Source organism: Rhizobium sp. YAF28, assembly GCF_052113285.1.
Taxonomy (GTDB): Bacteria; Pseudomonadota; Alphaproteobacteria; order Rhizobiales; family Rhizobiaceae; genus Rhizobium.
The window spans coordinates 176,517-201,413 of the sequence record NZ_JBFRCX010000008.1; the positions used below are offsets into that span (position 1 = coordinate 176,517).

The following is a 24,897-nucleotide window of genomic DNA, read 5'->3' on the forward strand; positions in this document are numbered from 1 at the left end:
TAGCGCCCTGAGGACAGATGACGGGCCGGCGCCTCAGGCAGCGTCGCCGTCGAAGCAATATTCCGGCTGGAAATGGATCTTGTCGTAGCCGTCGAGCGACCGGTAGAAATGCTCGATATCGGCCTTGAAGAGGCCGCGGCAGATGCCGGCAACGAGTTTCGGCACGCCGGATTTCAGTCCGGTGATGCCGTTGCATACAGGCCCAAGACTCGGGACCGCCGCATTGTTGAAGACATGGATGTTGGTGAGCATCGGCAAAGAGCCCGGCGTCTTCTCGAGGAATTCGAAAGCCGGGCCCAGATAGGGATAGGCCAGGAGATCGCGGTCATCCTCTCCCTCGTTCGGGATGAAGCGGTCCTCCCATGTCGCAACCGAACCGATCAGGTTGGAAAGCTCCGGCCGGCATGAAAGATCGACGCGATAGCCCGTACCGAGCAGGAGGTGATCGAACCGAAAATCGCCGGCCGCGGTTTCTATGCAAATCTTCTCGCCCTCCATGGCGACCGACCGCACATGGGCGCCCGTCACCAGCCGGCACGCCTCATGTGCCATGGCGCGGTTGAACATCTCGTTGGTCGGCGGTGTCTTGAAGGCAAACATCCGCCGGGTAAATCTGTAGCGGCTGTGATCATCGAGATCGGCGAAATGGTTGAGAAAGCCGGGGAAATTCGACCAATCAAGCAGTTCCGTGCGAGGCAGGACAGTCGAGCGCGCCAGAACCGTCACGGATACAGCGCCAGCCTCGAGAGCCGCGACCGCCCAGTCGAAGCTGGATGCGGCCGCACCGAGCACGCCGATCCGTTTGCCGACAAAGAAGCCGGCATCGATCTCATCACCGCTATGGGTCCAGTGCTGACGTGGAAGGTTTTCGCGGATTGCGCCCGGCACGTTCAGGCTGCCGGCCCCTTCGAGGCCGGTGGCCAGCACGACCTTGCGGCAGGAAAGCTCTCCTAGCACCCCTTCTCGTTCCACAAGGAGGCGCAGATGCCCTTCATCGGGCTCGATCCGGATCAGTTTTGTATCGTTGTAAACATTCAGTGCAAGGACCGATCTGAACCAGCCGAGATATGCCATCCAGTCGATCCGATCGATCTTATCCAGCGTCTCCCAATGTTGCGGCCCATATGTGGCCTCGTGCCAGGCCCGATAGGTCAATGACGGAATTCCGAGATCCGGCCCGGTGAGGGTCTTGGGTGAACGCAATGTGCGCATGCGCGCCGTGGTGATCCAGGGTCCTTCGCGGCCCTCCGGTGCAGCATCAATGAGGAGTATGCGCTGGACGCCCTGCCGCTTCAGCCCAAAGGCAACCGACAGGCCAGAGAGACCTGCTCCCACGATGACGACATCTGATATCGCCTCGCCGGATGTGCGGCGTCGTTCCGGCACCCACTCGCGCAGGCACGCTTCTATCGTTGTGAGGTCGCGCGCAACCTGCGCTTCAAGTGCGGCAACGGCCGCGGCACCAAATGCGGGGCGGTGTGGGGCTGAAACATCCATCGATGGCTGCATGGCGACATTTCTCCGGGAAACGACACCAAGGTATCGAGAGGGGGAAAGTTGTAAAGTGTTTGATTGTGTTGTTTTCATTTTTTTCGCACACGCACTCTTCTTCGCAACACAAACGGCGGCTCCCTTCTGAGAACGAAACGGGGAAATATAGAGTGCAAAAAATATCTTAGCAAAAACAATAGGATGAAAAATTAGACGCTACTGCCTTAAAATAAATCAGATCGCGGCTGCGCATTGGTCATCCTGCAAAAGGATTAATCAGAGAGATAGACTTCGGTATGTTTTTTGTGATAGATGTGAATTTTTGTTTGACTTGAGTGCGGTCATAGCTAACCTGCCTTCATCCGGTTCAAAAACAGAAGGGGTTGGCGATCCATGATGAAACTATCCTCACCATGCATGACCATTAAAGCAGGCAGGCTGGCGGTATCGGTGCTCGCGCTCATGGCTTCTACTGCCTATGCCGAGGCGAAGTCGCTCGATGGCGTAACGCTGACGATTGCCTCCATGAACGACGGCTTCGCGAACGTCCTTCAGGCGCTCGCCCCCGCCTTCAAGGAGGAGACGGGCGCGGACGTCAAGGTCGAGATCATGGACTATGGCACGCTGCTGACCAAGACGACCGCCGACTTCATTGGCGACACCAAGGGCTACGACCTCGTCACCATGGACATCGTTTGGGCCGGCGCCTATGCGGAGAACAAGTATACAGTTGACCTGACCGACAGGGTAAAGCGCGACGCGGCGGAACTCGATCTCGACGATATCTATCCGGTGATCCTTGAATCCCTCGGGCAATATGACGGCAAATATGTTGCCTATCCGCTTGCGGCCTATGCCAACGTTCTGGCTTATCGCAAGGACTTGTTGGAAGCGGCCGGTCTGAAGCCGCCGGCGAACATGGAAGAACTTGTTCAGGACGCCCTGAAACTCAACGACCCGTCCAAGAAGCAGTATGGCTTTGTCGCCAATGGCCAGAAGGGGCCTGCGGTCGCACAGGACTGGATGCAGTATAACAATCAGCTTGGCGGCTCCATTCTCAACAAGGATGGCCAACCGGCGCTGAACTCCGAAGCCAATATCAAGAGCCTCGAGGTTTACAAGCAGCTCTTCACGGAGGCTGCACCTCCCGGCGCAATCGAATATGACTGGGGCGGTCGCGAAGAAAGTTTCCGTCAGGGGCTTGCAGCCTTCATGCAGACATGGTCCGTCGGTGCGACGTCCTATTCCGATCCGAAGGTCTCCAACGTGGTCGGCAAGGTTGGTATTTCGGTCGCTCCGGTCGCAACGGGCATGACGCCGCAATACGGCGTCGGCGGGTGGGGCCTGTCGATCAATGCCGACATCGACGCCTCCAAGCAGGACGCTGCCTGGACCTTTATCAAGTGGATCAGCAGCAAGAAGGTCCACAAGGAGTTCAACATGCTCGGGGCAGGTGGCTTCATCCGCAAGAGCGAGCTCGACGACCCCGATCTCAACGCGAAATTCGACTTCCTGCCGGTTCTGAAGGAAACTTATGAGCACGGCAATGGCGAATTCCGCCCGCGCATTCCCCAGTATCCGGAAATCCAGGATCTGCTTGGCACTGCCGTGAACTCGGCGCTCTCTGGCTCGGTTACGCCGAAGGATGCGCTGGACAAAGCCCAGGCGGCAGCCGAAAAACTGTTCTGACAGACTTTGACGCCCGCCAGCCGAGGAAAGGGTGGCGGGCCGACCTTCAATGCAACCTGAGTAAAGTTGCGAGCCATATGACAGGCGCTGGCTGTTCCCCCGACCTGCCGAATTTAGAGTGGAGCGTTGACCTGTGCGTTACAGCTTCTCAGACCGCCGCAGGTTTTTCCTATCTCTCATGGCAGCGCCGGCCGTCATATATGTCGCAGCTGTAGGGTTGTGGCCCCTTGGACAGGGCATCTGGTACAGCTTCTATAAATACCATCTTCTGCGCCCGGCCCGCACCCAGTTCGTTGGCCTCCAGAACTACTTCGACATCTTCTCGGATCCATCGGCCCGCAAGGCCATTCTCAATACCTTTCAGTTCACGATCTTCAGCGTCGGGTTGCAGCTGGTTTTCGGCTTCTGCCTTGCGCTGCTGCTGTGGCGCGACAGTCGCTTCAATCGCATCGTCCTTGCCTTCCTGCTCATTCCCGCCACGATCACCCCGCTGGTGGTCGGCCTGATCTTCAAGGCGCTGCTCGGTGCGGACTACGGCATGATCGGCTACTTCCTGTCAGAGGCCGGGATCGGGCCGCGTAGCGGCCTTCTGACGGACGGCAGCACGGCGCTCTGGGTGCTGATCCTTATCGATTGCTGGGAATGGACGCCCCTGATGGCGCTGATCCTGCTCGCAGGATTGAAAGCGCTGCCGGCAGACGTGCTGGAGGCGGGGCTGGTCGATGGCGCAACGGCCTGGCAGCGCTTTCGGATGCTTATCCTGCCTTTGATGCTGCCATCGGTCTTCCTGGCGCTCACGCTGAGAAGCATGGACGCCTTCCGCGTGTTCGATTCCGTCTTCGTCACGACCGGGGGTGGACCCGACGACGCTACGAACACGTTGATGATGCTCGGCGTCAAGGAAGGGCTGCAATTCTTCAATGTCGGCTATGCGTCGGCGGTCGGCAACGTCACACTGCTGTTTATAGCGCTGATGGCGACCGCGCTGATGCTAGTGGTGCGCCGCGCCGATGTACGGATCAATGGGAAGTAATGCGATGGCCATGGTTTCCAAACGACGCGTCTTTCTCGAGCGGACCACCATTCTCACCATTACCGTGCTCTTCCTGCTGCCGGTATGCTGGCTGATTTCCACGGCTTACAAGCCCTCGAACCAGATCTTCTCCGTGCCGCCGCGGTTGTTCTTCGAGCCAACGCTCGACCAGTTCCGCAAGGCCTTTGCGGCTTTCGACGTGTTCTCGCTGGTGCGCTCGTCGCTTGTCATCAGCGTCGGTACGACGCTTCTGTCGCTGCTGCTCGGCACTCCCGCGGGCTATGCACTGGCAAGGTCGAAGTCCAGGTATGCCGCGGGCTTTGCCTATTTCTTCCTGGCGATCCGCATGATCCCGGCAATCGCCGCCCTGATCCCCTTCTATCTGCTCATGCGGGACATCGGCCTGCTCGGAAGCTGGTGGGCGGTCATCGTTTTCAACACCATGCTCAACTGTGCCTTCGTGACCTGGATGATGTTCTCCTATTTCAAGTCGCTGCCTCCCGATATGGAAGAGGCGGCGTTGACCGATGGCTGCACGCAGATGGGTGCCTTCCTCAAGGTCGCTGTGCCGACCACCCGTTCAGGCATGATCGCCTGCGCCTTGTTCTGCATGATGTTTTCCTGGAACGACTTCCTTCATCCCATGTTCCTCACGACACTCGATTCCAAGCCGATATCGGTCGCGTTGCTGACCGCCTACGGTACCAAGGACATCACCTGGGGCACGCTCGGCGCGCTCGCCCACTTCTCAACAATTCCGATTGTCCTGATGGCGCTGTTCATGAATCGCTACTTCGTTCAGGGCGCAACGAACGGCGTACAGTAGGACCCAGATCCATGGCCCAGATTTCGTTTCAGAACGTGTCCAAAACCTATGCGGGCGGCAAGTCCGCAGCACTGACGGACTTTAACCTCTCGATCAACGACGGTGAATTCATGGTGCTTGTCGGTCCGTCGGGCTGTGGCAAGACCACGGCGCTGCGCATGATCGCGGGCCTTGAGGAGATCACCGGCGGCACGCTCAGGATCAACGATACCGTCGCCAATGATCTTGCCCCGCGCGAGCGCAATATCGCCATGGTGTTCCAGTCCTACGCGCTCTATCCGCATCTGACCGTAGGCGAAAATATCGCATTCGGACTGAAGGTTCGCGGCGCCAAGCCCGAGGAGGTGGCGGAGAAGGTTCGCGAAACGGCTGCGCTGCTCGAACTGACGGAATTCCTCGACCGGAAGCCGGCGCGCCTCTCTGGTGGCCAGCGCCAGCGCGTGGCCATGGGACGGGCGTTGGTTCGCTCGCCCAACGCCTTCCTCATGGACGAACCGCTTTCGAACCTCGATGCTCGACTGCGTGGCCAGATGCGGACAGAGATTTCGAGGCTGCAGCGTATGCGGGCGGTCACCACGGTCTACGTGACGCACGACCAGGTGGAGGCGATGACGATGGGTCATCGCGTCGCCGTGATGAACAAGGGAACACTGCAGCAACTCGATGCCCCTCGCAGGCTCTACGACAATCCGCTGAATATGTTCGTCGCGAGCTTCATAGGCTCGCCGCCGATCAATTTCATGGAGGCGACCCTCGTCGGTCACGATGGCGCGCCGGCCCTGCAGATCGGTCCCTTCCTGCTCCCGCTTCTGGCCTCGGCGGACCGGCTGGCCCGGCGTATTGGCGGCAAGGTTGTCGCCGGCATCCGCCCCGAAGCCTTCAAAGTGACCACGGGCTCGACGGGACCCGGAACCCTCTCCGCAAGGGTCCTGTTCGTCGAGGATCTGGGAGCCGACCTGCTACTGCATCTGGATTCTGGCGAGATCGCGATGGGCCATGCCGACATGATCGAGGACGAGCGCGATGTGATGAAGTCGTCGCCGAAGCTGAAAGCCATGATCGACGGCAGCCATCGCATCAGCCGCGACGAGAGCGTGTCCTTCGCCATCGATCCGGCGTCCATCCTCGTTTTTGATGCGCAAACGGGAGTAACCTTGTGACGAGTCCGGCAACCGGCGGCTTCTGGCCGCTCGGCGGTCCCGTCTCAAGGGCGGAGATCGCGCTCATCATCATCGACATGCAGGTGGATTTCTGCGCCCCCGGCGGCTGGGTCGACCAACTCGGCGAGGATGTCTCCAACACCCGCTCCGTCATCGCGCCGATCCGCGATGTCCTCGAGGCTGCCCGGGCGGCGGAGATCACCGTTATTCACACCCGAGAGGGACACCGACCCGATCTTTTGGACCTGCATGCCAACAAGCAATGGCGCACCCGCGTCCATGGGCTCGGTATCGGCGATCAGGGCAAGACTGGCCGTATCCTGGTGCATGGCGAGCCGGGCTGGCAGATCATTCCCGAACTAAGTCCCGTCGAGGGAGAACTGGTGATCGACAAGCCGGGCAAGTCGTCATTCCACCGCACCGAACTGGCGGGCGAACTGAAAAAGCGCGGCATCTCTCGCCTTGTCGTCACCGGTGTCACCTCGGATTGTTGCGTGCAATCCACCCTGCGAGACGGTTTCGAATACGGCATCGAGTGCGTGCTTCTCGAAGACTGCACGGCGGCGGTCGAAACACCCAATCACGAGGCGACCCTCGAAATCCTTGGGGCATTCGGCGGGCGCTGGGGCGGCGTCTCCGACCGGGCTGCGTTCAAGGCCATGCTGGAGATGCTCGATGGCTGAGCGCGACATGAAAAACTTCGGCGCCATTGCCGCCAATCCCTATTCCTGGCCCTTTGACGGGGTCTGGTCGGCGATCGACACCGCGCTTCTGCTCCTCGGCTTCCAGAACGGCAACATTGCCGCGCTGTCGGCCGGGCCGGAGCTCGAAGCCGCCATGGAACTGCTCGAAGGGGCCAAGAAAGCCGGCCTTACCGTCGTTGCCGCCCGCCGTGGAGCAGACCCGTCCGAAAGCGCGATAGCGGCTCGCCGTCGTCTCCTCGGCGACCATGTTCCCGCTAGACATTCTGCCGAATGGGCGCTGAGCGACAGGCTGGAGCTGCCCGATAACGCAATCCTCGTCGATCATGGTGGCGACAACGCATTCTTCCGCACGGGGCTCGAGGATGAGCTGCGCCAGCGCGGCGTGCGCAACCTGCTCGTGACCGGCCTTCCGACCGAAGGTATCGTTCACGCCACACAGCGCGCGGCCAACGACATGGGTTTCGAGTGCCTGACGGTGGCGGATGCCTGCAAGGGCACCTCGCCCCTGCGCCACAGCGCGCAATTGCGTATCACAACTTTCGGCAACGGCCTTTTCGGCACGGTTGCCGCCACCGCCGACGTCCTGGCGGCACTAACGACAATTCAGGAGTAGCATCATGTCAGAATTCACCTGGTCCGACGCCACAGGCAGCCTCGATCTCACCACGCTCGGCAAGGCTTATGCTACCGGTGGCCTGACGCCGACCCGCGTCGTCAACGCCATCTACGACCGCATAGAAGCACGCGGCGACGACCACGTCTGGACCTATCTCGTGTCGCGCGCGACCGCGCTCAAGGCCGCAGCCGAGCTGGAGGCCGCCGGCCATGATGGACGACCGCTCTGGGGAATCCCCTTCTCGGTGAAGGACTGCAACGATATCGTCGGCCTGCCGACGACGAACGCGCTCAAGGAAGCCGCCTATGTTGCCCGCTCCTCCGGCCAGGCGCTCGACCGCCTTTTCGAGGCCGGCGCGCTTCTCATCGGCAAGACCAATATGGACCAGTTCGGCATCGGTCTGGTGGGCATGCGCACACCCTATGGCGCCTGCTCCTCCGTCTTCGACGAGCGTTACATTTCCGGGGGGTCGAGCTCGGGCTCGGGCGTTTCCGTGGCCGCCGGTCTTTCGAGTTTTTCCATCGCCAACGATGCCGCCGGCTCGGGACGCGTACCGGCAGGCTTCAACAACATCGTGGGCGTCAAGCCGACGCCCGGTCTGGTCAGCAATGCCTGTGTTTCCGGCGGCGGCTGCGTAAAGACCATCGAAACGCTCTCCGTATTCTCGCTGACGGTCGAGGACGGCATGAGCGTGCTGAAGCTGATGGCGGGCTATGACCCGTCCTATCCCTTCTCGAAGCCGGAAGCCGACGAGGTGCAGCTCACTCCCGTCGCGCCGCCGCCGCACTTCCGTTTCGGCGTGCCGGCTGGCGATGCGCTTCGTTTCTTCGGTGACGCCGAAGCCGAGCGCCTGTTCGGCGAAGCTGTCGAACGGCTGATCGCCTTGGGCGGCGAGAAGGTCGAGGTGGATTTCACGCCCTTCGAGGAAACGCAACGCATTCTCTATGACGGCCCCTGGATTTCCGAACGCGCGCTCAGCCTCGACAGCGTGCTGGAGAAGTATCGGGATGCAATCCATCCGGTAACGCGGCAGATCCTCTCGAAATCCGGCAGCTTCAACGCCATCGACACCTTCGCGGCAATCCATCGCATCGCCGAACTCAAGCGCGACACTCGGGCCGTATGGAAGGACATCGCCGTTCTGATGGTGCCCACGACGCCGACGATCTACACAAAGGAGGAGATCGCCGCGAACCCGATCGAGCTGAACAGCAAGCTCGGCATCTATACGAACTTCGTCAACCTCATGGGGCTTTGCGGCATTGCCGTTCCCAACGGCTTCCGCAAGGACGGCCTGCCGCTCGGCGTCACGTTCCTGGCGCCTGGCTTCGAGGAGGCGCGCACAGCCGGCATAGCTGCCACCTTCCACAAGGCAACGGGCCTCAAGCTGGCCAAGTTCGACAACCCGTATCCGGAAGTCGTCGCACAACCGCTGCCGGAAGGCTATCGGGAGATCGCCGTGGTTGGCGCCCATCTTTCCGGCATGCCGCTCAACCACGAACTCGTCGAACGCGGCGGCTTTTTCCGCCGGTCCACCGCCACCAGCAGCGACTACAGGCTCTACGCGCTGACGGCAGCTGTTCCGGCCAAGCCGGGCCTGATCCGGGCCGAAAGCGGCGCTCCGATCGCCGTCGAAATTTGGGCGCTGCCGGTTGCCGGTTTCGGCGATTTCATCAGTCGCATTCCCGCGCCGCTCGGGGTCGGCAAGCTGACGCTCGACGATGGTTCAAAGGTGACCGGCTTTCTCTGTGAAAGTGCGGCCATCGGCGGCCAGCCGGATATCACTGGTTATGGCGGCTGGCGTGCCTATTGCGCGCAAAGCGCCTGAAAACGATCCAGCGACCTGTTCGCCGGGTCCATAATGATGCGAACGTCGGATCCATCGCACATCGAGCTTCGATGAAGCGTATGAAAAGGGCGAAAGAAGCGTTTGCGCCGAGCACGGCATCGAGCCCGAGAAGACTGCCGGGCAGGTGGGGCCGGCGTCCGGTTGCCAAGGGAACGATGTTTGCGAGCCCGACCGTGTTGCTGCCACCGGCATGTCAACGCCGGTGGCATTTGTGATCATATGCCGATTGCGACCGCGTCGCTTATCTTGCGCTTTCGGGCAAGGCCGGCAGGCGCGAAATATGGGTGGGATCGTGTTGGATGACGAGCGTTGCGTTCAGCCCGGCTGCGACCGCTTCGAGGCGTTCCATCGATGCGAGTGTGTCGGCACGGTTTTCATTGAAACTCGGCACGCCGTGGGTGGCCAGATTATCCTCGAAATGCACGACATCGCCGGACAACAGGACCGGCCCCATCTTTGCAAGCTTTACCAGGAGGGCGGCTTCCCCTTTCGTATGACCAGGCATCGACAGCATCATCACTGAACCGTCGCCGAAGACGTCACGGTCACCCGTCACGAGGTCGAGTTTCGCCTTGCCATCGAGCCAGGGTTTGACGAGATCCGGTACGACCGCGAAGGGCGGAGGATTGTCGTGAAAAGTCTGCCAATCGGCAGCGCCGATCATAAGCGTGGCTTTCGAAAAGGTCGCAGCCTGCCCGAGATGGTCGAAATGGTTGTGGCTGATGCCGACGGTTGCGATTTGCTCCGGTTTGATGCCGATCTGTTTCAACTGGGTCGGGATGTCGGTTTTGAGCGAGACGCCGATCGGCGCATTCTGATCGGGTGCCTTGCCGATGATGCCGGCAGGAAGCCCGGTGTCCCAAAGAAGGTAGTCGCCGCCGTGGCGGATAACGTAGCAGCTATCCGTCAGCTCGCCCTTCTTGCCGGCAAAAGCGAAGGTGTCGGAAAACATCGATAAATCCTTGACGATGACGTCGCCGCAGTCGAGACGCCAGAGTTCAAGGTCTGGAGCAGCGCGTGTCGGCGTGGAAGCGAAGGACAGCGATGCGACCGTTGCCCCGATGGCAAGCGCAAATTTGAAGGTCTTCATGAAGGTCTCCTTGTCTTGAAGATCCTTCTTGTGCCGCCGCTCGCCACAAGGCATGCGCCAGATTTGTGATCACTTGGGCCCGAAACGCTCACCGGCGGTATTTTTTCTTGCCGCGCCTTCTCATAGATTGCGCTTATGAACATGATGATCCGCGACCGACGTTCCGAGCTTTCCCAACGCCTGCTCGATCGACTCCGCCCCATGGTGGCGGGAAAGCTCGATGTTGGGATGCATCCCTATGGCGGGCAGCTTTTCGCCTATTGCTGCTTCGACCGCGAACGGGTGGCAGCTCTTCGACTTGATTGTCCGATGATCTGCGTCGTGCTCTATGGCCAAAAGGACGTGTGGCTTGGCGATCGCACCCGGTCCTTTTCGGCCGGCTCGCTCTTCGTGTTGCCCGGTGGCGTGCCGATGGACGTGGTCAACATTCCAGACGATAAAACCGGCGTCTACGCAGCGTTGCGGCTCGATGTGCCGTTCCTGCCGGAGGGCATTCCACCGCTCTCCGTTGCGGAGCGCGCCCATAATGCAGTCGATCTCGACGCCGTGCCGCTGAGCATCGATCTCGTCGAGACGATTTGCCACGCAGCATCCACGATCGCCGATGTCAGCGTCGGCGAAACAATCAAACGGCTGAGGCTGACAGAGGTACTGGCGCTATTGCGGCCACTTGCCGAGGCGCGACCGCTCTTCAGACAAAGCCTGTCCGACGATATCGCCTGGCTGATCGCAACGGCCCCTTCGGAGGCTTGGAACGTTTCTGATGTCGCAGGAAAACTCGGAATTGGAGCGTCCACGCTACGACGTCGATTGGCCGCGGACGGCACGTCCTTCCGCGTAATCTTGCGGCGCGAGCGACTAAAGGCCGCGCAACATGCAATCACAGCCGGCGCTACGGCAGTCGCCGCCGCCGAGGCTGCGGGCTACGTGTCGCGCTCGCATTTCTCCCGCCGGTTCCGCGAGAGTTTTGGGACGAGCCCAACAGGGCGAGCATAGCTTCGCGCAGGTCGATGAGCTTCGGCAAATCACAATATCTTGGCCTTCTCATTCCGGTTGTCGCGAAGAGATGCGTGGGCAGTTTCGCCTTCATTCGAAACATCCCGATGCATTTCCGATCGATGCCTTTTGGATCGTCCCAACCATTTTCGCTGCCGCGGTCGGCGCCCTGATGGCAATTGTGGAAGCGGTTCGACGGGAGCGGGATTGCGAGGGGCGCATGGGCGGTGGACCTCGGTAACCGGATAGATCCTGAGGATACCTAGGCGGTGATCAGTCGTGATCGCAGCAATACCCGCTTCATATGCAGCGCGGACGATTGCCTCGTGCAAGTTCTCGGGTTCGGTATTTCCGGTAAGGACCTCCAAACAGATTCTCACCGCCGTGAAGAATTCCTCGCCATCGTCGGTGGGCCATTCATTCAGCAGCAGTGGCGCAGCCTCGCGAGCGGTACGGATCACCTTGCGATCTTTACCTCCCGCAAAAGCAAGAATTATCGTTGGGAAATTTGTCATCATATCGAATCTCATTGTTCCTGAACTTCGTCAGACAGATTCGTTTCGACCTTACGGGCTGCTGTCTCCAGGAGTTGCTTCAATTCTTCGCTGGTTACGCCGTCGGCCCGCATCACCATGGCGATCAGCGGATCACGAAGAGCTTCTGATATCGTCAGCTCACCATTCATTCCGCCAGTTTCGCCAGCATCGTAGATGAGCGAACATGGCGCGAGTGACCACATCAGTGAATGCGGCGCCGCCGGATTGATGGCATCAGCGATTTCGACAGGTTCCTTCTTGGCGCCTCCAGGAGCGACGAACTGGCCTCCGCTTGCGAGGTTTTTGGAAGGAGAACGGAGCTCGCCCTGATCGGTTTTGAGGTTGGCAATCCATCGGCGTCCTGGCGAGGCAGAGTGTTTCGAAAGGCATTGTTGAGCGATCTGCGAGACGGCATGCACCACGACAGCGGAACTGGTGGTGCGATAGCCTCCGTAGCGGCTCGCTTGCAAATAGGGGGGCATGCCGGCTGCCGATGCGCGACCGGCTGCCACGAACTTCCCTACCGAAGGGGAATCCTCGCCGGCGAGAATGACGAACGGGTTATGGGCATAGTCTGCGATCAACCGAAGCGCAGCAGCCCCTTCAGCAGTTTCCGGCAGTGCAAAGACCTTGGCAGAAAACCGGGCAGCCAGATAAGTCGCCAGCTTGTCTGTCTTCAGACAGCCGAGGTCAGCTTTTCCCGCCCAAGGGAGGTCGCTTAAGTTATTCTCGCCGATATGATCCGCATCCGCGAGAAGGAAATGGCGCGCGCCGAGGGTCGCAAGCTGGATGGCAATCTGCGAGCCGACGCCGCCGCATCCGATGATGACGAAGTCAATTTCGCGAAACCGCGCGAAGTCGCGTTGCCGATGGCAAAGAGGCGTCAGGAAGGTGTCGTGGTGATCGATTGCTGCGGAGACATATTCGTTCTCCGCCGGCATATCGGATGCCCACGACGACGCGCCGAATGCAGCACTGGTAACATTGGGGCTCTGTTCCTCGACAGCATCAGCACTATTGCCGGTGAACAGAGCCCCTCTGCCGCCCCGCCCAAAGCTGTGGGCGAAGAGGTTCGGGAAATCGACGGACGCGCTAGCCGCCGCTGACAATCGTTTAGACCGAGAATTGACCATCACATCGCCTCCATCTCGCTGGGCGCAGTTACACGGGTCGTCTCGGCGCAGCGACCGTAATCCTTGCTCATTGCATGGTCGGCAGCCTTCGTGATCACGTGAAATCTGCCATCGTACCAGAGGCAGACATTGTCGCCGCTGTCATCGATCTCTCGCTGACCCATCCGCGGATCGATCGGCTCCTTGCCGCGCAGAAGCACCTGTCCGATGTTCCAGGCTTGGCGATCGAGAACTCGTTGGCGCTCGGCGAGGTGAGCCTGGCGGTGTACAATGGGCTCTTCGGCAAGCAACTGGCTCACGAGGAATAGGATCCGGCCACTCCAGGAAGGAATGGCGGCGATGTCTGGGAGGTCGAGGAGGACATCGCCGCCGAGACGTTCGATTCCTTTCCGAGCGATATCGATGAGCGGGATTTGCCGCGCAGCATAGGCGATTATGAATGCCGTCTTCAGGGCGCGGTGCTCAGGATCCACCTCGGCGGATAGGCATGCCATGCGGAAGGCACACTCCCAGGGAATGGCGTAGGCCGTATGCAGGATGCTCTCGAGCGTCTGTAGGTCGTTCTCGTATGGGGAGATATACCGGAACTCGCCAGGCAGGGATGCCGCCGCCGAGGTCGTATAAAACCCCAGCAGGACATGCCCCGCCTCGTGAAGCAGTTGGGCCGCTGTCGCGGCATGATCGCCGTCGCGCAATCTTTCTCTTGAAAGGGCGATCATCGCGCTGCCCGGCAATTCGTTCGAACTTGAGAAGGAACACGACGGTTCACGCCGCACGCCAACGTGAAGCGTGTGCAGGCAGGCGATCAAACGCTGATAGCCGTACACGTCCAGTTCCGCGATCAAGGCGAAGGCCTTCTCCAGATGGTCGGCGACGCGGTCCAATTCCGCATCGCCCGTGATGGGGTCGTCGGTACCGGGGTAGTCCGGCATAGATTGGCGGAGGAGGGCTTGCATGACATGGCTCCACGCCGGGCTCTCGATGCGGACGAGGCCAATGCCGCAGGAAAGCCGGCGCGCCGGCTGACGTTCTAGTTCAAGATCGGATGCGATCAGATCCGTCCGCAGATAGCGGCGGACTATCTGCTCATTGGGGCTGCCCGCCTGCCATTCCAGACTGCGCGCGAGCCCACCCATCCAGGCTGCAAGCACGGATGAACGGTAAGGGTCGGTGCTGACCGATCCGGCGACCGCTGGCGAAAGCTCGAGCAGGCGAGCGTATCCATCATCTGCAAGGCCGGGGAAATAGCCTGCCAGCGCCTGTACCCCGACCGAACAATCGGCGAGCTTCGAAGCCGCCGCGAGCGTACGGCCATATTGGAAGCGTCGCTTCAAAAGGTTGCGAGTTGCGACGCGCTGCCGGGAGACGGTACTTGCCATCAAGGGATTGCCCTTGAGCAGGTGGCGCGCCTCATCTGCCAATTGTTGAATGCGGGTCGCGGACATCAACAGCCTCCGTGAGTTTGTCTTCGGGCGGATCAGGTTGCATCTCGGGTGAAGATGCCCCGGTTGGGGCCGCTTCGTCCGGCATCGGAACGGTGTGCGTCGTCTGTTGAGAGGCACTATTGCCCAAGGGCGTCATTTGCCCGCCAGTACCGCGTTAAAAATCCGTAAAAAGGCGCAAACAAAGAAAAAGCCCCCTCGATAGAGGAGGCTTGGAATTATGGAAAAGCATCCCCGGGGGTCAGATGGCAAGAGCTGCCTGTACTGCCGCCCGCGCGTTCGGCAGGCCTGACCCAAAGAAATAGGCCATATCGAGTGCGTCCTCGCTTTCGGCATTCATGCAATCCGCCGTCAGTTTCCTCGTTCCGGGCGCGACAATGGCGTCCAGGCGGGATGCGGCCTTCAGAATTGACTTCACATGGGGCCCCGAGAGGCGCTCAGCGGGATTGTGGCGGCTCTTGTAGGCCCGCTGTATCAGGGCGCATAGCCCACCCACCTGCGCCGACGCGCCTGAGGTGCCCCCGAAAGTGGTGTAGTATCCGCCCCCGATGCCCGGATTGATTCCGAACGGCACGATGGCAGACCACGGATCGGAGCCATGATTATAGCCGAAAATCCCCGACAGGTCCGTCGTCAGCAGCGAGAAGTGCGAATAGTAGTATTCCCGCGCTCGAAAAGCGCCGTAGTCGTGCTGCGCCGCAAATGGAGAAAGCCGGTCGAGGCGCAACTGATGCCTGTTGAAGACCTCACCATCGTCAGAGGGGGAGACAACCGTCAATCCTTCGCCGTAATTGCTGTAGCCCGAACGGAAACCTTCGACGGTAACGGCCCCAACAGCAATGATGCCGTTGTTATCGGCGGCAAGACTTGCCGGATAGATCAACTGGCTTTCGCCACTATTTCCTGCGGCGCAGACAATCGGGATGTGCCGGCTGATGGCGAGGATGAGTTGCTTGAGGATATGCCATGGGCGATCCGGATTAGATCCTTCCTGCGCGGCTTTCGGCTCCAGTTCAGGCCCACCCTGATCAGCAACGGCAATGCGCGTGAACAAGTTGGCGGCATCCTGGTTTTTCCATAGCTCCAGGTCCGCCTTCAGCTCGTTCTTCGGATCAACAATGCTGCGTTTGGGGTCAGGCAGACCGCGCGGCAAGACGATCACGTCAGCTTTCTGATGATAGGCATAAAGAAAGGCCGCAATGAACTGCCTGACATCGTCTTCGAAGGACGTCCTGATCGAGATGAGCCTTGAGAAAGGATCAACGCCAAAATAGGGGATGACATTGCGATTGCCGCTCGTACGCAGCTCGTCACCATTCCCGTAGAAGGCTCCTTCCGGCGGGAGGCTTGGTGTGCCTTCTTCCGCAACAACGGCGGGTTCGCCGACAATCAGCCCCGCGCAGCAGGTACCATGCGATGCGAACAGCGATTCCGGATTGTAGAGCCGCCGGAGAACCCCCTCCGACGCGGCATATTCGGCAACCAGGTCACTGAGATAGTCCCGGTCGTCATTCGAAAGGCCGATATTGCCAAGCGGAGCGATGTTGAGCCCGGCGAAGAAGGCATGTCTTTCCTCACGGTCAAAGGACGTGGTCGTATCGAGAATTTCGAGCACGCGCGCGCCGTAACGATGGGTCGTCAAATCGATTGACGCTTCCCGGTCAAGCCGGGTTGCCAGATTGGGATGATCCGGAGATACGCCGACATCGATCAGCGCGACCCGCGCGGGTCGCAACGGGCCGGCGGAAGCGATGGCATCCCAGACCGTGCCTGTGATAAGGGGATCGGGGCGCGCGCGTGCGGCGCTCGCATCGAGTGCCGGTGGAGCAGGCGGAGCCGAGCCATATTCCGCGTCGACGACGCCAAGGGCAGTCAGGTGCCAGAGATAATAGTAGTCGATCGGCGCGGGCTCAGGCATTTGTGTTTGATCCGTCATGGTTATCATCCTGTTGAGCAGCAGCTGGCGAATTCAGACCCATTCGTCGTGTACGGCCTGGAACAGAGGACCGAACGCGTCGTGGAGGTATGGAGCGAAGCGTCGGGCGAGATCTCGCCCCGCCTGTGTGTCGCTCGGATAGTGCAGGCCGGCCCATTCGCGGTTTTCGGCGACGTTCTGGGCGATGCGGGCAAGCTCGTCGGTGGCCGGATGTTCCGGCAGGATCGTCGAGAACGCGAAGGCGATAGAAAAGCACTGGAACGAGTGGTTGCTGGGATAGGACTCGTGGGCAGGCACGGCCAGTAACGGCCGCAGCATGGGCTCGAACTGGTTTGGCCGCAGCCGGTTAAACTGGCTTTTGTAGATCAGCCCGACATATTCGCAGGCCGTCAGGATCGCCTGGAAAAGGCCTTCCGTCTGCTCGAAGCCGCCGAGATCCTCGATATGCAGTGCGCGGGTGAATTCCGCCACGGAGATCGTCGCTTCGATCTGGATGTCGGGCAGGCGCCGCACACGTTCGCGGTCGCGGCGCTGCATGGAAAGCAGCACCGTCGTCTCGAGGCGGGTATAATCCGGGCCGGGCGGCGGAAGTATATCCAGCATTTCCCAGGTGAAGCGTCGCGCCGCGGTATAGGCGTTGCGTGACGGCTGCTGGTGCAGCCTGCGCAGTTCGAAGGAGGGGATAAGTTGCGACACGCCGAGACTGGCGCCGTCCATCGTCGACTTGTTCTTGTTTTTGTTCTTATTTTTATTCTTGTTTTTGTTCAGCGATGCCTTGTTGAGCACCGACTTGTTCGCGACGCTCTTGTTGAGGACCGAGGCTACGGCCATCGTCGCCATCACGGGCCCGGCCATGGGAGATGCATCTTCATCCGTGCCGAAGAGAAGCGCAGGTTCGGAGGTTGCATCAGGCGCAGCCGGCTTTGCACCGGCGAAGGGATTAGCGCTCGCATCGCCCCTCGGTTCGCATGGAAGAACCGTATCCGGCTCAATCCTGAATTTATAACTGTCTAGAAATGAAACAATTTTTGATTGTAGGTCCGGGGTAGTGTCCGCTTCCATTGCAGCCTCCTTGCGCGAAGTTCTGAAGAAATTGTCCGGGGTTCAGCGCAGCTTAGCGCCCGCCTTGAGCAGGCCGTCGATCAAGATCTGTCCGCCACCTGTGTTGAGCAGCGGATAGCCGCTGCCGCGAAAGGCATTGATGGAGAAGCCGCCCTCGGCCGCCTCAAGCCGCTGCAGGTAATGGCGCGCGCCGCCGAGATCGTCGGAATGGGCATGGCTGGAGGCAAGATAGCGCAGCAGGCTGTTGAAGTTCGGCCGCGCCCGCAGAGCTTCTTCGCCTGCAGCTATGGCCGTGGCATGATCGCTTGCAAGCGCCGCTGCAATGCACTTGGTCGTATCGAAGTAATATTTATGCGGGCTGTAGACGCCGAGCTCTTGCACCCAACGCGCCATGGCCACAGCCTTGTCGGGCTGGCCTGCATAGCAATGAAGCATGGCGTAGAGATCCCAGCTGAGCGGCAGGGCAGGGTTCAGGCGGATCGATTTTTCGAACAGGTTGGCCGCGTAGTCATATTCGCAGAACAGGAACGAATGGACGTGGCCGACGAGCGCGAGCGACACCGAATTCTGCGGATCGAGTTCCAGCGCCTTGCGCGCATAGGCCTGAGCCTCCTCGATCAGATGCGCGTCGAGCGCGTTGAAACGTTGGCCGACCTGGAAAGTCCGGATGAATGACAGCCAGGCAAAAGCCGATGACCGCGGTTGATACTGGATCTGTTCTTCCAGGCGCCGCTCGGCGTTATCAAGATCGCTGCGCGACAGCCGAAAGATCGCATTGACAGCGTCGATCAGGAGACCGTCTTGCGACAATCGGCTGTCGTTTGCCTGGGTCTCCTGGAAATAGGCCAACTGATCGATGGCCTGGCTGATCAGCGCAGCGGCGGTGCCGAATTCGCCCCGCTCGAACTGCGTGCGGTTGATTGCCTGACTGCCCAGCCAATGAATGCGGTTGTTGATCAGGTGCTTCATCACCAGTTCGACCAGCACCATGTCACCGTCAAACGTCACGCGAAGCTGTAGGCATATCGGAAGGCTGATTTGCTGTTCGCTCTCTTCAATATCCGGCAGGGTGAAGGAGAGGTCGGTGACGCCAATGGCCAGCCCGTCGATGACGGCTTTTGCAATGAGATTCTGGAACCGTGCCGCAGCAATTTGTCCACCCTCTCCAGCGCCCACCACGATGGGTGACTGAAGGGCCATCACCCATCGCCAGTCACCGGAAGCCCGCCGCGGATTTGGGTCGCTGCCGGTGGTTCCCGTGGGTTTGCCTGGCCTCGGCACATCCGGGGCGCCTGTCAGCGGCAGCAGCGCTGAATGTTTGGCGATATCGCGGCTCGGCTGCTGTCGCGGCTCGAATACATCATGGACTTGTCCTTCATCGAGCCGGCGATACCAGTTCTGCCGTTCCAGCGCTAACCAGTCCTCGAATTCCGGATCGCGGATGTCGATACCTTCGAGCAATTCATCGGTGATTTGATCCGCGGACCGCTCCGCCCGAACCACCAGGTCGGTGTCGAGTACGAGTCGGTCCATATCCAGCCAAACGGTATTTTTATCCGTAATCAAGAGATTGCGTGCTGGCCCCAGAGTCTTATGAATGTCGAAAAGAGCCTGGCGCAGACTAGCTGCAGCCTGGTCGTCGGAGCGATCGCTCCACAATTTGTCCCTAAGCCAGATTCTCGAGCGCGAGCCACGGGCGGACAATGCAAGCATCGCCAGAAGAGCCTGGGCCTTTTTTGATTTCGGAGTAACCGACCGACCTCCGGCGTCCACAAGGGCGAAAGGCCCGAGTAGGAACATCCGAAACGGATTTTGCTCCTTGTCCATGCAATCCACCGGCCCCGCCCCCGTTGCCTCCGATGTGCTGGTTGGGCAGCTCGAAGACCTAGCATGCGGAGGCCAGTCTGCCACAACTGCGGCGTCTGGCAAGCAACCGATAAGGGAAACCGGAACTCCAAAAGGCAAATCGATACTTCGGCGATGGTTGAACTGAAGCATAACCGGCTGAAATCCCTCTGCATAACTTCGCAAACTGGCCGTAGCACCCCACCGTCAAAGCAGCGTCAAAGGAATGTTGTTTAGGCGACGTCACTTTGCAGGCGTCGCCAAAGGCTGCCAACTATTCACAGAGAATAGTGGGATCGATCTTGGGAAAAATACGATTATGTTCCGCTCTGTCGGATTGAGATGCGCAGGTGCAGGCAGCGGCCAAGAAGGTTTGTGAAGCGGTGCGCGATTTGAAGAGCGATTGCGCTCTATGATCATTTCAACAGGGTCGAAACAAACGGTTGACCACCGGGATGCCACACACCGAAGCGGAGCGCATCAATCTTCGCGGGAGATGGCACGTGTTAACATCGGTTTGCCGTTGCGCCTTCGCAGGCTGGACCGATGCGAGCCGCAGGCGGAATCCCTGTTGCAGGCGACGGCAATCTGGACCTCTTCTGCGGAGGCAGAAACCATTGTCGTTTAGCGCGAGTTCTTAAATCCCCGACCCGTCGAGCTGCTCAGTGTCGTCGCCTTCCCAGGGCGAGGGCATCGAGCTGCGGCTGAGGTTTGCCGCGGGCATCGGCATCCAACACTTCAATTCCGGCTCAGCATATTCGATGATGTGTCCGGGGGAGGAATCAGAGGCGCGCCAGCCCTCTCCACCGAACTGATCGCCGTTCGACCAATACGCGAGGTCAACTTCTGCCGGTCCCTGTTCGGACGAGCGGATCGTGACCAAGATCCGACTCCCGTCTTTCGGGGCGCTTTCCATATGGCGCCACCGGTCTGGCTCGTCCATCGCATTTCCTCCTGCCTTGCTGCGAGTTACAACTGTCGTCTAGCGATCGAGGTCGGTCAACTCAAACTACGTGCAAACATCCTCTCTCGATCGATGACCGGCCGCGATGGTTGACCCGTAGCCGGTATTGGCGGGACGGTCGCCAATTTCGGCTTCCATTGGACATCGACCGCCGACCCTCGCCTCGGGCGGTTAGGACGCCTCGCATACCCGATTCAGAGTTCTGGCAGTAAGCGCGGCTTTGCGAGAGTGCCGCCGCGTGTGCTCGAGCGTCCTTATCCAAATTTGCAGTGGCATCGCCAGTGCGTTGACGAACGCTGCGACCAATACAGCACCGACGAAAGCTCGCTCGAGGCGGCGTCGCTGCGCCCAGCCTTGCAAAAAATACGCGCTGGGCGCTTTTTATAGAGTGTTCTGTGGCAGACGAAAGCGCCTGCGACGGTCGCAAATGCCGATAAGGTTGTGAGCATGGCACTGGATACTGAATTGTTCTGAAATGTGCACTGGGAGGAGGGCCCAATGACGACGATCCATCAGAGGCTGTATCGCGAACGGCTGACATCTGCAAACACGGCGGTCACGATGGTCCCGTCCGGCGCGAAGGTCGCAATGCCACTGGCTGCCGGTCAGCCACCCGCTATCCTTGCGGCGCTTGCTGAACGGGCCCGTGTGGGAGCCGTCGAGAATGTGCGGCTCTACTATCTTCTTTGCACTGGCGTCGCTGGCACGAGTGTATTCGAATTCGAGCTGCGCGACCTGATCGTCCCAATGAGCTACTTTCATGGAGGCGTCGAGCGTGCGCTCGACAAGAGGAGATTGGCGGAGGCGCTGCCCGCGGTCGACCTGGTACCCTGCCATTTCAGCCAGGTGCCGCGCTCGATGGTCGAGCATGTCGGTGTGGACACGTTGATTGCAACCGTCTCGCCGATGGACGCCGATGGCAATTTCAGCCTTGGTGCCAGTACCGACTATGCGCTCACGGTATCGCGAAAGCCCGGACTTCGCCTGATCCTCGAGGTCAACAGCAATATGCCCTATGTGCGGGGTGATTGCATGATCCCTGTTTCAAGCGTGACAGCGCTGGTTGAAAACGATGTCAGCCTGCCTGTGTTGCTCGCCGCTGAGCGCAATGAGGTGGATGATGCCATCGGGGCGATCATTGCGGACCTGGTGGAAGATGGCGACTGCCTGCAAATGGGTATCGGTGCTTTGCCTGATGCGGTGTGCTCGGGGCTTTCACAGCATCGCCACCTCGGCATTCATACGGAAATGATGACGCCGGGCCTCGCAAGGCTGGTCACAGCGGGCGTGGTCGACAACAGTCGCAAGCAGATACATGCCGGGCGGTCCATCTTCACTTTTGCGCTCGGAGATCAAGCCCTTTACGACTTCCTGAATAACAACCCGGCAGTTGAGGCCTACCCAGTCGATTATGTGAACAATCCCTTCATCATCGCGCAGAATGATCGGGTCGTGTCGGTCAACGCGACGCTGCAGGTCGATTTGAACGGCGCGTGCAATTCCGAGTTCGTGAACGGCAGGCAGTTCAGTGCATCCGGCGGTCAGGTTGATTTCGTGCGCGGCGCGTATGCCTCTCGCGGGGGACGATCGATCATCGCCTGTCATTCCACCGCGGCGAAGGGCACGCTCTCGCGCATCGTTCCGACGCTGACCGGACCAGTGACAACATCGCGTAACGACACGCACATCGTCGTTACGGAGTATGGATGGGCGAACCTAAAGGGCAAGTCCGTGGCGGAGCGGGCAAGGGCGTTGATCGGGCTGGCCCACCCCGATTTTCGAGGGGAGCTGGACCGGGCAGCGCGCGGGGCAGGGCTCTCCTGATTCTAACGTCGTTCGGCGGCTAGAAACTGATCCACCTCGTCAGCGATGCTTGAGGCGCGTTACCAATGTTTTCGAGCGGCGGATCGCTGTAAGGGCTGCTCCCACGGCTACTACGCAGAGACCGATCGTCAGGATCTGGTTCTGCCCGCCCCATAATGGCTCGAGAAGGGATGCTAGTCCCGCCGCCGTGATCGTCGCCATCCGGTGCTGCTTGGCCATCGGGCCGGAGAAATCGCTGGGATTGCCGGTGGCGCGACCGAGCTCCCGGACATAGGCTGTCAGCACGGCGAAGGCTCCGGCCGCCCAGCCCAGTCCTGGCATACCGATACCATACCCGACGCCGGCGAATATCATCAGGTCGGCGATGCGATCCGGAAACTCGTTCCAGAAAGGGCCGTCAGCCTCTCCCTTTCCGCCTTCGACTGCGACCATGCCGTCGAACAGATTGCAAAGAAGGCGTGCCTGGCAGAATAGAACAGCCAGCAGCAGGTAGCCGGCACGCGGCAGGCCTGTCGTCTGTCCCGCCAGATAGAAAGTGCTGCCGGCGATTGCTGCCGCCAGCATACTGGCTTGCGAGATCTGGTTCGGCGTTATGGCCCGCGCGGCCATCCATCGGGCAATTGCGCCCGCCCAGCGGGTATTGCGGCTCGCCAGAGGTCTCCTGTCTCCTGTCTCCATCATGTGTCGAAACCTCGTCTTGCGGAGATCGAATAATTGTAGATCGCTGCATAAGTCGTCGACACCAGCAGCGGAAGCGCGATGGTTCGGAGTATCTCCGGTGTGCCGCTTACCGCATGGATCGCCACGAGAATGCTGGCCGAACCAAGGCAGGCAATCAGCGGCGGCGCCCAAAATCGTGTTGAACCGCTGAAGCGGCTGGAAAGCCAGTCGATTACCGATTTCAGGAAAAGCGTCAGGCAGGCCGATATCGTCCCCTGCACAAGACCGGCAACGAGCGGCGCCGGCATGAGATGAGCGCGGTTGGCGAAAATGGCCCAGCTGCCCATCGCCAGAAAAGCGAACAGGACATGAACCACGCCGCTGCGCAAAAGACGTTGCAGCACAGCAGGCATCACAATGACCACCAATAGCGCGTGAGGTGGAAGAAGATAGGCGCCGAGAAGACGACGGAATCCAGTCTGTCGATCAACCCGCCGTGGCCCTCGATAAGATGGCCCCAGTCCTTGACACCTCGGTCGCGTTTGATCGCCGACATCACCAGGCCTCCGAAGAAGCCCATCAGCGTGATGACCAAGGCGAGAAGCCCTGCCTGAAGCGGTGCGAATGGTGTAATCCACCAGAGGCCCGTTCCAATCAGCGTCGCGCTGATGATCCCGCCGACGAAGCCCTCGACCGTTTTCGAGGGCGACAGTCTTGGCGCAATCTTCGTGCGTCCGAACAGTTTGCCCCAGACATATTGCAGGACATCGCTGAGCTGGACGACGATCACCAGAAAGGCGATCAACAGCACATTGCGGCCCTCATATCCCGGTATCTTTAAGGTCAGCAGAGCCGGCACATGGGAAGCGCAGAAGACGCAGATCATCAGGGCCCACTGTACTTCCGCGATGCGAACGAGAAAGCGCTCCGTGTCGCCTCGGAGTACCGAGATGATCGGCATTAGCAGGAAGGCATAGACCGGGATGAAGATCGAAAAGACGCCGTATTGTTCAGCCCAGAGCAGAAAATACTGGATCGGAACGACGACGAAGAAGGCTGCCGCAAGCGCCCAATGATCCGCCCTTCTTGTATTGATGAGGGTTACGAATTCGCGAAGCGCGGCAAATGAACAAAAGCCAAACAGGATCAAGACGCCGATACGGCCCGCTATGAAAGCAATGCCAATCAGGATGACCATGACCCACCACGCCTTGATCCGCGCGTTGAGGTTTTCGACAGCCGCATTCGAACCGTTCGGCGAGAGGCGTTGCTGCAATATGTAACCGATGACTGACGCAACGATAAGCACGCCGAAGATCCCGGCTACGAGCGTCATAAGATCGGAATTCGCGCCACTCATTCCCCACCGCCTATAGTGTTCGGAGACAGGGCCAGGAGAGCAGCCTGTATCCGTTCGAGAAAAACATCCTTGTCTTCGCCCGGCGCGATCTGCAAAGCGCGGCCGAAGGTAACTGTGCAGATCAGCGGTATCGGAACGATCTCACCCTTTGGCATGACGCGGTTCAGATTACTGATCCAGACCGGCACGAGATCGACATCAGGGCGCGCCACAGCCAGATGGAAAATGCCGCTTTTGAACGGGAGGAGCCTTGCATCGGACTGGTTTCGTGTTCCCTCCGGGAAGAGAATGAGGGACGAACCGGCATCGATGGCCGAGGCCATCTGAGTGACGGGATCTTCCGTCCGCTTGTCCCGATCCCTCGCGATCAGCACCGCATTGAAGACATCTCTGCCGATGAAGCGATTGAGCCAGGACTTCAACCAGTATTCGGCTCCGGCGACCGGACGGGCCCGATGGCGCAGTCTGGGCGGCAATACCGTCCAGACCAGAACGAAATCACCATGGCTGGAGTGGTTGGCATAATAAACGCAGGGTCGGGAAGGCAGCCCTCCCTCGGGCCACACGGCGCGGACCGCCGTGACCGCGCGCGCGAACAGTACGATTACCGTCGCCGCGGCCTTTGTAGGCAAAGCCTTCATTCATCACTCTGTTGATGTTAGCCGGATCACTAACCGAAAC

General features: G+C 59.9%; 21 protein-coding genes and 1 pseudogene. 9 read left to right on the plus strand and 13 right to left on the minus strand.

Annotation, left to right across the window (positions count from 1 at the left end; all coding sequences use genetic code 11):
• Positions 1–33: 33 nt before the first annotated feature.
• A complete protein-coding gene (locus AB4Z13_RS19685; protein ID WP_442206562.1) occupies positions 34–1,509 on the minus strand; it encodes an FAD-dependent oxidoreductase in 1,476 nt (491 codons plus the stop codon).
• Positions 1,510–1,953: 444 nt separating this feature from the next.
• Here AB4Z13_RS19685 and AB4Z13_RS19690 point away from each other — a divergent pair, with 444 nt between their 5' ends.
• The 7 genes from AB4Z13_RS19690 (at position 1,954) to atzF (ending at position 9,347) form a co-directional block, all read left to right on the plus strand.
• The gene (locus AB4Z13_RS19690) at positions 1,954–3,180 is read left to right on the plus strand and encodes an ABC transporter substrate-binding protein (protein ID WP_439018898.1); all 1,227 of its coding nucleotides are present in this window, start codon (positions 1,954–1,956) and stop codon (positions 3,178–3,180) included.
• A 133-nt stretch (positions 3,181–3,313) separates the two neighbouring features.
• Complete coding sequence (locus AB4Z13_RS19695) at positions 3,314–4,213, plus strand: carbohydrate ABC transporter permease (RefSeq protein ID WP_439018334.1); 900 nt, start codon at positions 3,314–3,316, stop codon at positions 4,211–4,213.
• A gap of 4 nt (positions 4,214–4,217) precedes the next feature.
• Positions 4,218–5,039 (plus strand): carbohydrate ABC transporter permease, encoded by an 822-nt coding sequence (locus tag AB4Z13_RS19700; RefSeq protein WP_007814701.1) that lies wholly within the window; start codon positions 4,218–4,220, stop codon positions 5,037–5,039.
• Positions 5,040–5,050: 11 nt separating this feature from the next.
• Positions 5,051–6,199: an ABC transporter ATP-binding protein gene (locus AB4Z13_RS19705; protein WP_113320789.1), complete on the plus strand. Its 1,149-nt coding sequence runs from the start codon at positions 5,051–5,053 to the stop codon at positions 6,197–6,199.
• Positions 6,196–6,882 carry a cysteine hydrolase family protein gene (locus AB4Z13_RS19710; RefSeq protein WP_442206563.1) on the plus strand — a complete coding sequence of 229 codons (687 nt, stop codon included), beginning with the start codon at positions 6,196–6,198 and terminating at the stop codon, positions 6,880–6,882. Before AB4Z13_RS19705 ends, AB4Z13_RS19710 begins: the two co-directional genes overlap by 4 nt.
• Positions 6,875–7,516, plus strand: coding sequence for a cysteine hydrolase (locus tag AB4Z13_RS19715; protein ID WP_442206564.1), 642 nt, complete (start codon positions 6,875–6,877; stop codon positions 7,514–7,516). The genes AB4Z13_RS19710 and AB4Z13_RS19715 overlap by 8 nt, the downstream gene beginning before the upstream one ends.
• A gap of 4 nt (positions 7,517–7,520) precedes the next feature.
• Positions 7,521–9,347 carry an allophanate hydrolase gene (gene atzF / locus AB4Z13_RS19720; RefSeq protein ID WP_442206565.1) on the plus strand — a complete coding sequence of 609 codons (1,827 nt, stop codon included), beginning with the start codon at positions 7,521–7,523 and terminating at the stop codon, positions 9,345–9,347.
• A gap of 262 nt (positions 9,348–9,609) precedes the next feature.
• Here atzF and AB4Z13_RS19725 read toward each other — a convergent pair whose 3' ends face one another.
• Complete coding sequence (locus AB4Z13_RS19725; protein WP_113320793.1) at positions 9,610–10,458, minus strand: N-acyl homoserine lactonase family protein; 849 nt, start codon at positions 10,456–10,458, stop codon at positions 9,610–9,612.
• 135 nt (positions 10,459–10,593) lie between these two features.
• Here AB4Z13_RS19725 and AB4Z13_RS19730 point away from each other — a divergent pair, with 135 nt between their 5' ends.
• Positions 10,594–11,454, plus strand: coding sequence for a helix-turn-helix domain-containing protein (locus tag AB4Z13_RS19730; RefSeq protein ID WP_442206566.1), 861 nt, complete (start codon positions 10,594–10,596; stop codon positions 11,452–11,454).
• Between the two features lie 29 nt (positions 11,455–11,483).
• Here the strand turns inward: AB4Z13_RS19730 and AB4Z13_RS19735 are convergent, their stop codons facing one another.
• The 7 genes and pseudogenes from AB4Z13_RS19735 to AB4Z13_RS19765 form a co-directional block, all read right to left on the minus strand.
• Positions 11,484–11,972 carry a DUF982 domain-containing protein gene (locus AB4Z13_RS19735; protein ID WP_442206567.1) on the minus strand — a complete coding sequence of 163 codons (489 nt, stop codon included), beginning with the start codon at positions 11,970–11,972 and terminating at the stop codon, positions 11,484–11,486.
• A 329-nt stretch (positions 11,973–12,301) separates the two neighbouring features.
• A pseudogene (locus tag AB4Z13_RS19740) lies at positions 12,302–13,123 on the minus strand (ThiF family adenylyltransferase); the annotation flags it as partial.
• Positions 13,123–14,568, minus strand: coding sequence for an aKG-HExxH-type peptide beta-hydroxylase (locus tag AB4Z13_RS19745; RefSeq protein WP_442206568.1), 1,446 nt, complete (start codon positions 14,566–14,568; stop codon positions 13,123–13,125). The gene AB4Z13_RS19745 and the pseudogene AB4Z13_RS19740, both read right to left, overlap by 1 nt.
• A gap of 238 nt (positions 14,569–14,806) precedes the next feature.
• A complete protein-coding gene (locus AB4Z13_RS19750) occupies positions 14,807–16,501 on the minus strand; it encodes a S8 family serine peptidase (RefSeq protein ID WP_113320795.1) in 1,695 nt (564 codons plus the stop codon).
• Between the two features lie 33 nt (positions 16,502–16,534).
• Positions 16,535–17,563, minus strand: coding sequence for a phosphatase PAP2 family protein (locus AB4Z13_RS19755; protein ID WP_442206569.1), 1,029 nt, complete (start codon positions 17,561–17,563; stop codon positions 16,535–16,537).
• Between the two features lie 42 nt (positions 17,564–17,605).
• Positions 17,606–19,561 carry an SARP family transcriptional regulator gene (locus AB4Z13_RS19760; RefSeq protein ID WP_442206570.1) on the minus strand — a complete coding sequence of 652 codons (1,956 nt, stop codon included), beginning with the start codon at positions 19,559–19,561 and terminating at the stop codon, positions 17,606–17,608.
• Positions 19,562–20,045: 484 nt separating this feature from the next.
• Complete coding sequence (locus AB4Z13_RS19765; protein ID WP_113320798.1) at positions 20,046–20,351, minus strand: hypothetical protein; 306 nt, start codon at positions 20,349–20,351, stop codon at positions 20,046–20,048.
• A 519-nt stretch (positions 20,352–20,870) separates the two neighbouring features.
• Between AB4Z13_RS19765 and AB4Z13_RS19770 the strand changes: the two genes are divergently transcribed.
• Positions 20,871–22,196, plus strand: coding sequence for an acetyl-CoA hydrolase/transferase family protein (locus AB4Z13_RS19770; protein WP_113320799.1), 1,326 nt, complete (start codon positions 20,871–20,873; stop codon positions 22,194–22,196).
• Between the two features lie 39 nt (positions 22,197–22,235).
• On the opposite strand, the gene AB4Z13_RS19775 is transcribed toward AB4Z13_RS19770, so the two are convergent.
• Genes AB4Z13_RS19775 through AB4Z13_RS19790 form a run of 4 tightly spaced genes read right to left on the minus strand, consistent with a single transcriptional unit; the run spans position 22,236 to position 24,857 of the window.
• Positions 22,236–22,877: a CDP-alcohol phosphatidyltransferase family protein gene (locus tag AB4Z13_RS19775; RefSeq protein ID WP_113320800.1), complete on the minus strand. Its 642-nt coding sequence runs from the start codon at positions 22,875–22,877 to the stop codon at positions 22,236–22,238.
• Positions 22,874–23,269 carry a hypothetical protein gene (locus AB4Z13_RS19780; RefSeq protein ID WP_113320801.1) on the minus strand — a complete coding sequence of 132 codons (396 nt, stop codon included), beginning with the start codon at positions 23,267–23,269 and terminating at the stop codon, positions 22,874–22,876. The genes AB4Z13_RS19775 and AB4Z13_RS19780 overlap by 4 nt, the downstream gene beginning before the upstream one ends.
• Positions 23,269–24,216, minus strand: a complete 948-nt coding sequence (locus AB4Z13_RS19785) for a phosphatidate cytidylyltransferase (RefSeq protein ID WP_442206571.1) — start codon at positions 24,214–24,216, stop codon at positions 23,269–23,271. The genes AB4Z13_RS19780 and AB4Z13_RS19785 overlap by 1 nt, the downstream gene beginning before the upstream one ends.
• Complete coding sequence (locus AB4Z13_RS19790; RefSeq protein ID WP_442206572.1) at positions 24,213–24,857, minus strand: lysophospholipid acyltransferase family protein; 645 nt, start codon at positions 24,855–24,857, stop codon at positions 24,213–24,215. Before AB4Z13_RS19790 ends, AB4Z13_RS19785 begins: the two co-directional genes overlap by 4 nt.
• Positions 24,858–24,897 lie beyond the last annotated feature (40 nt).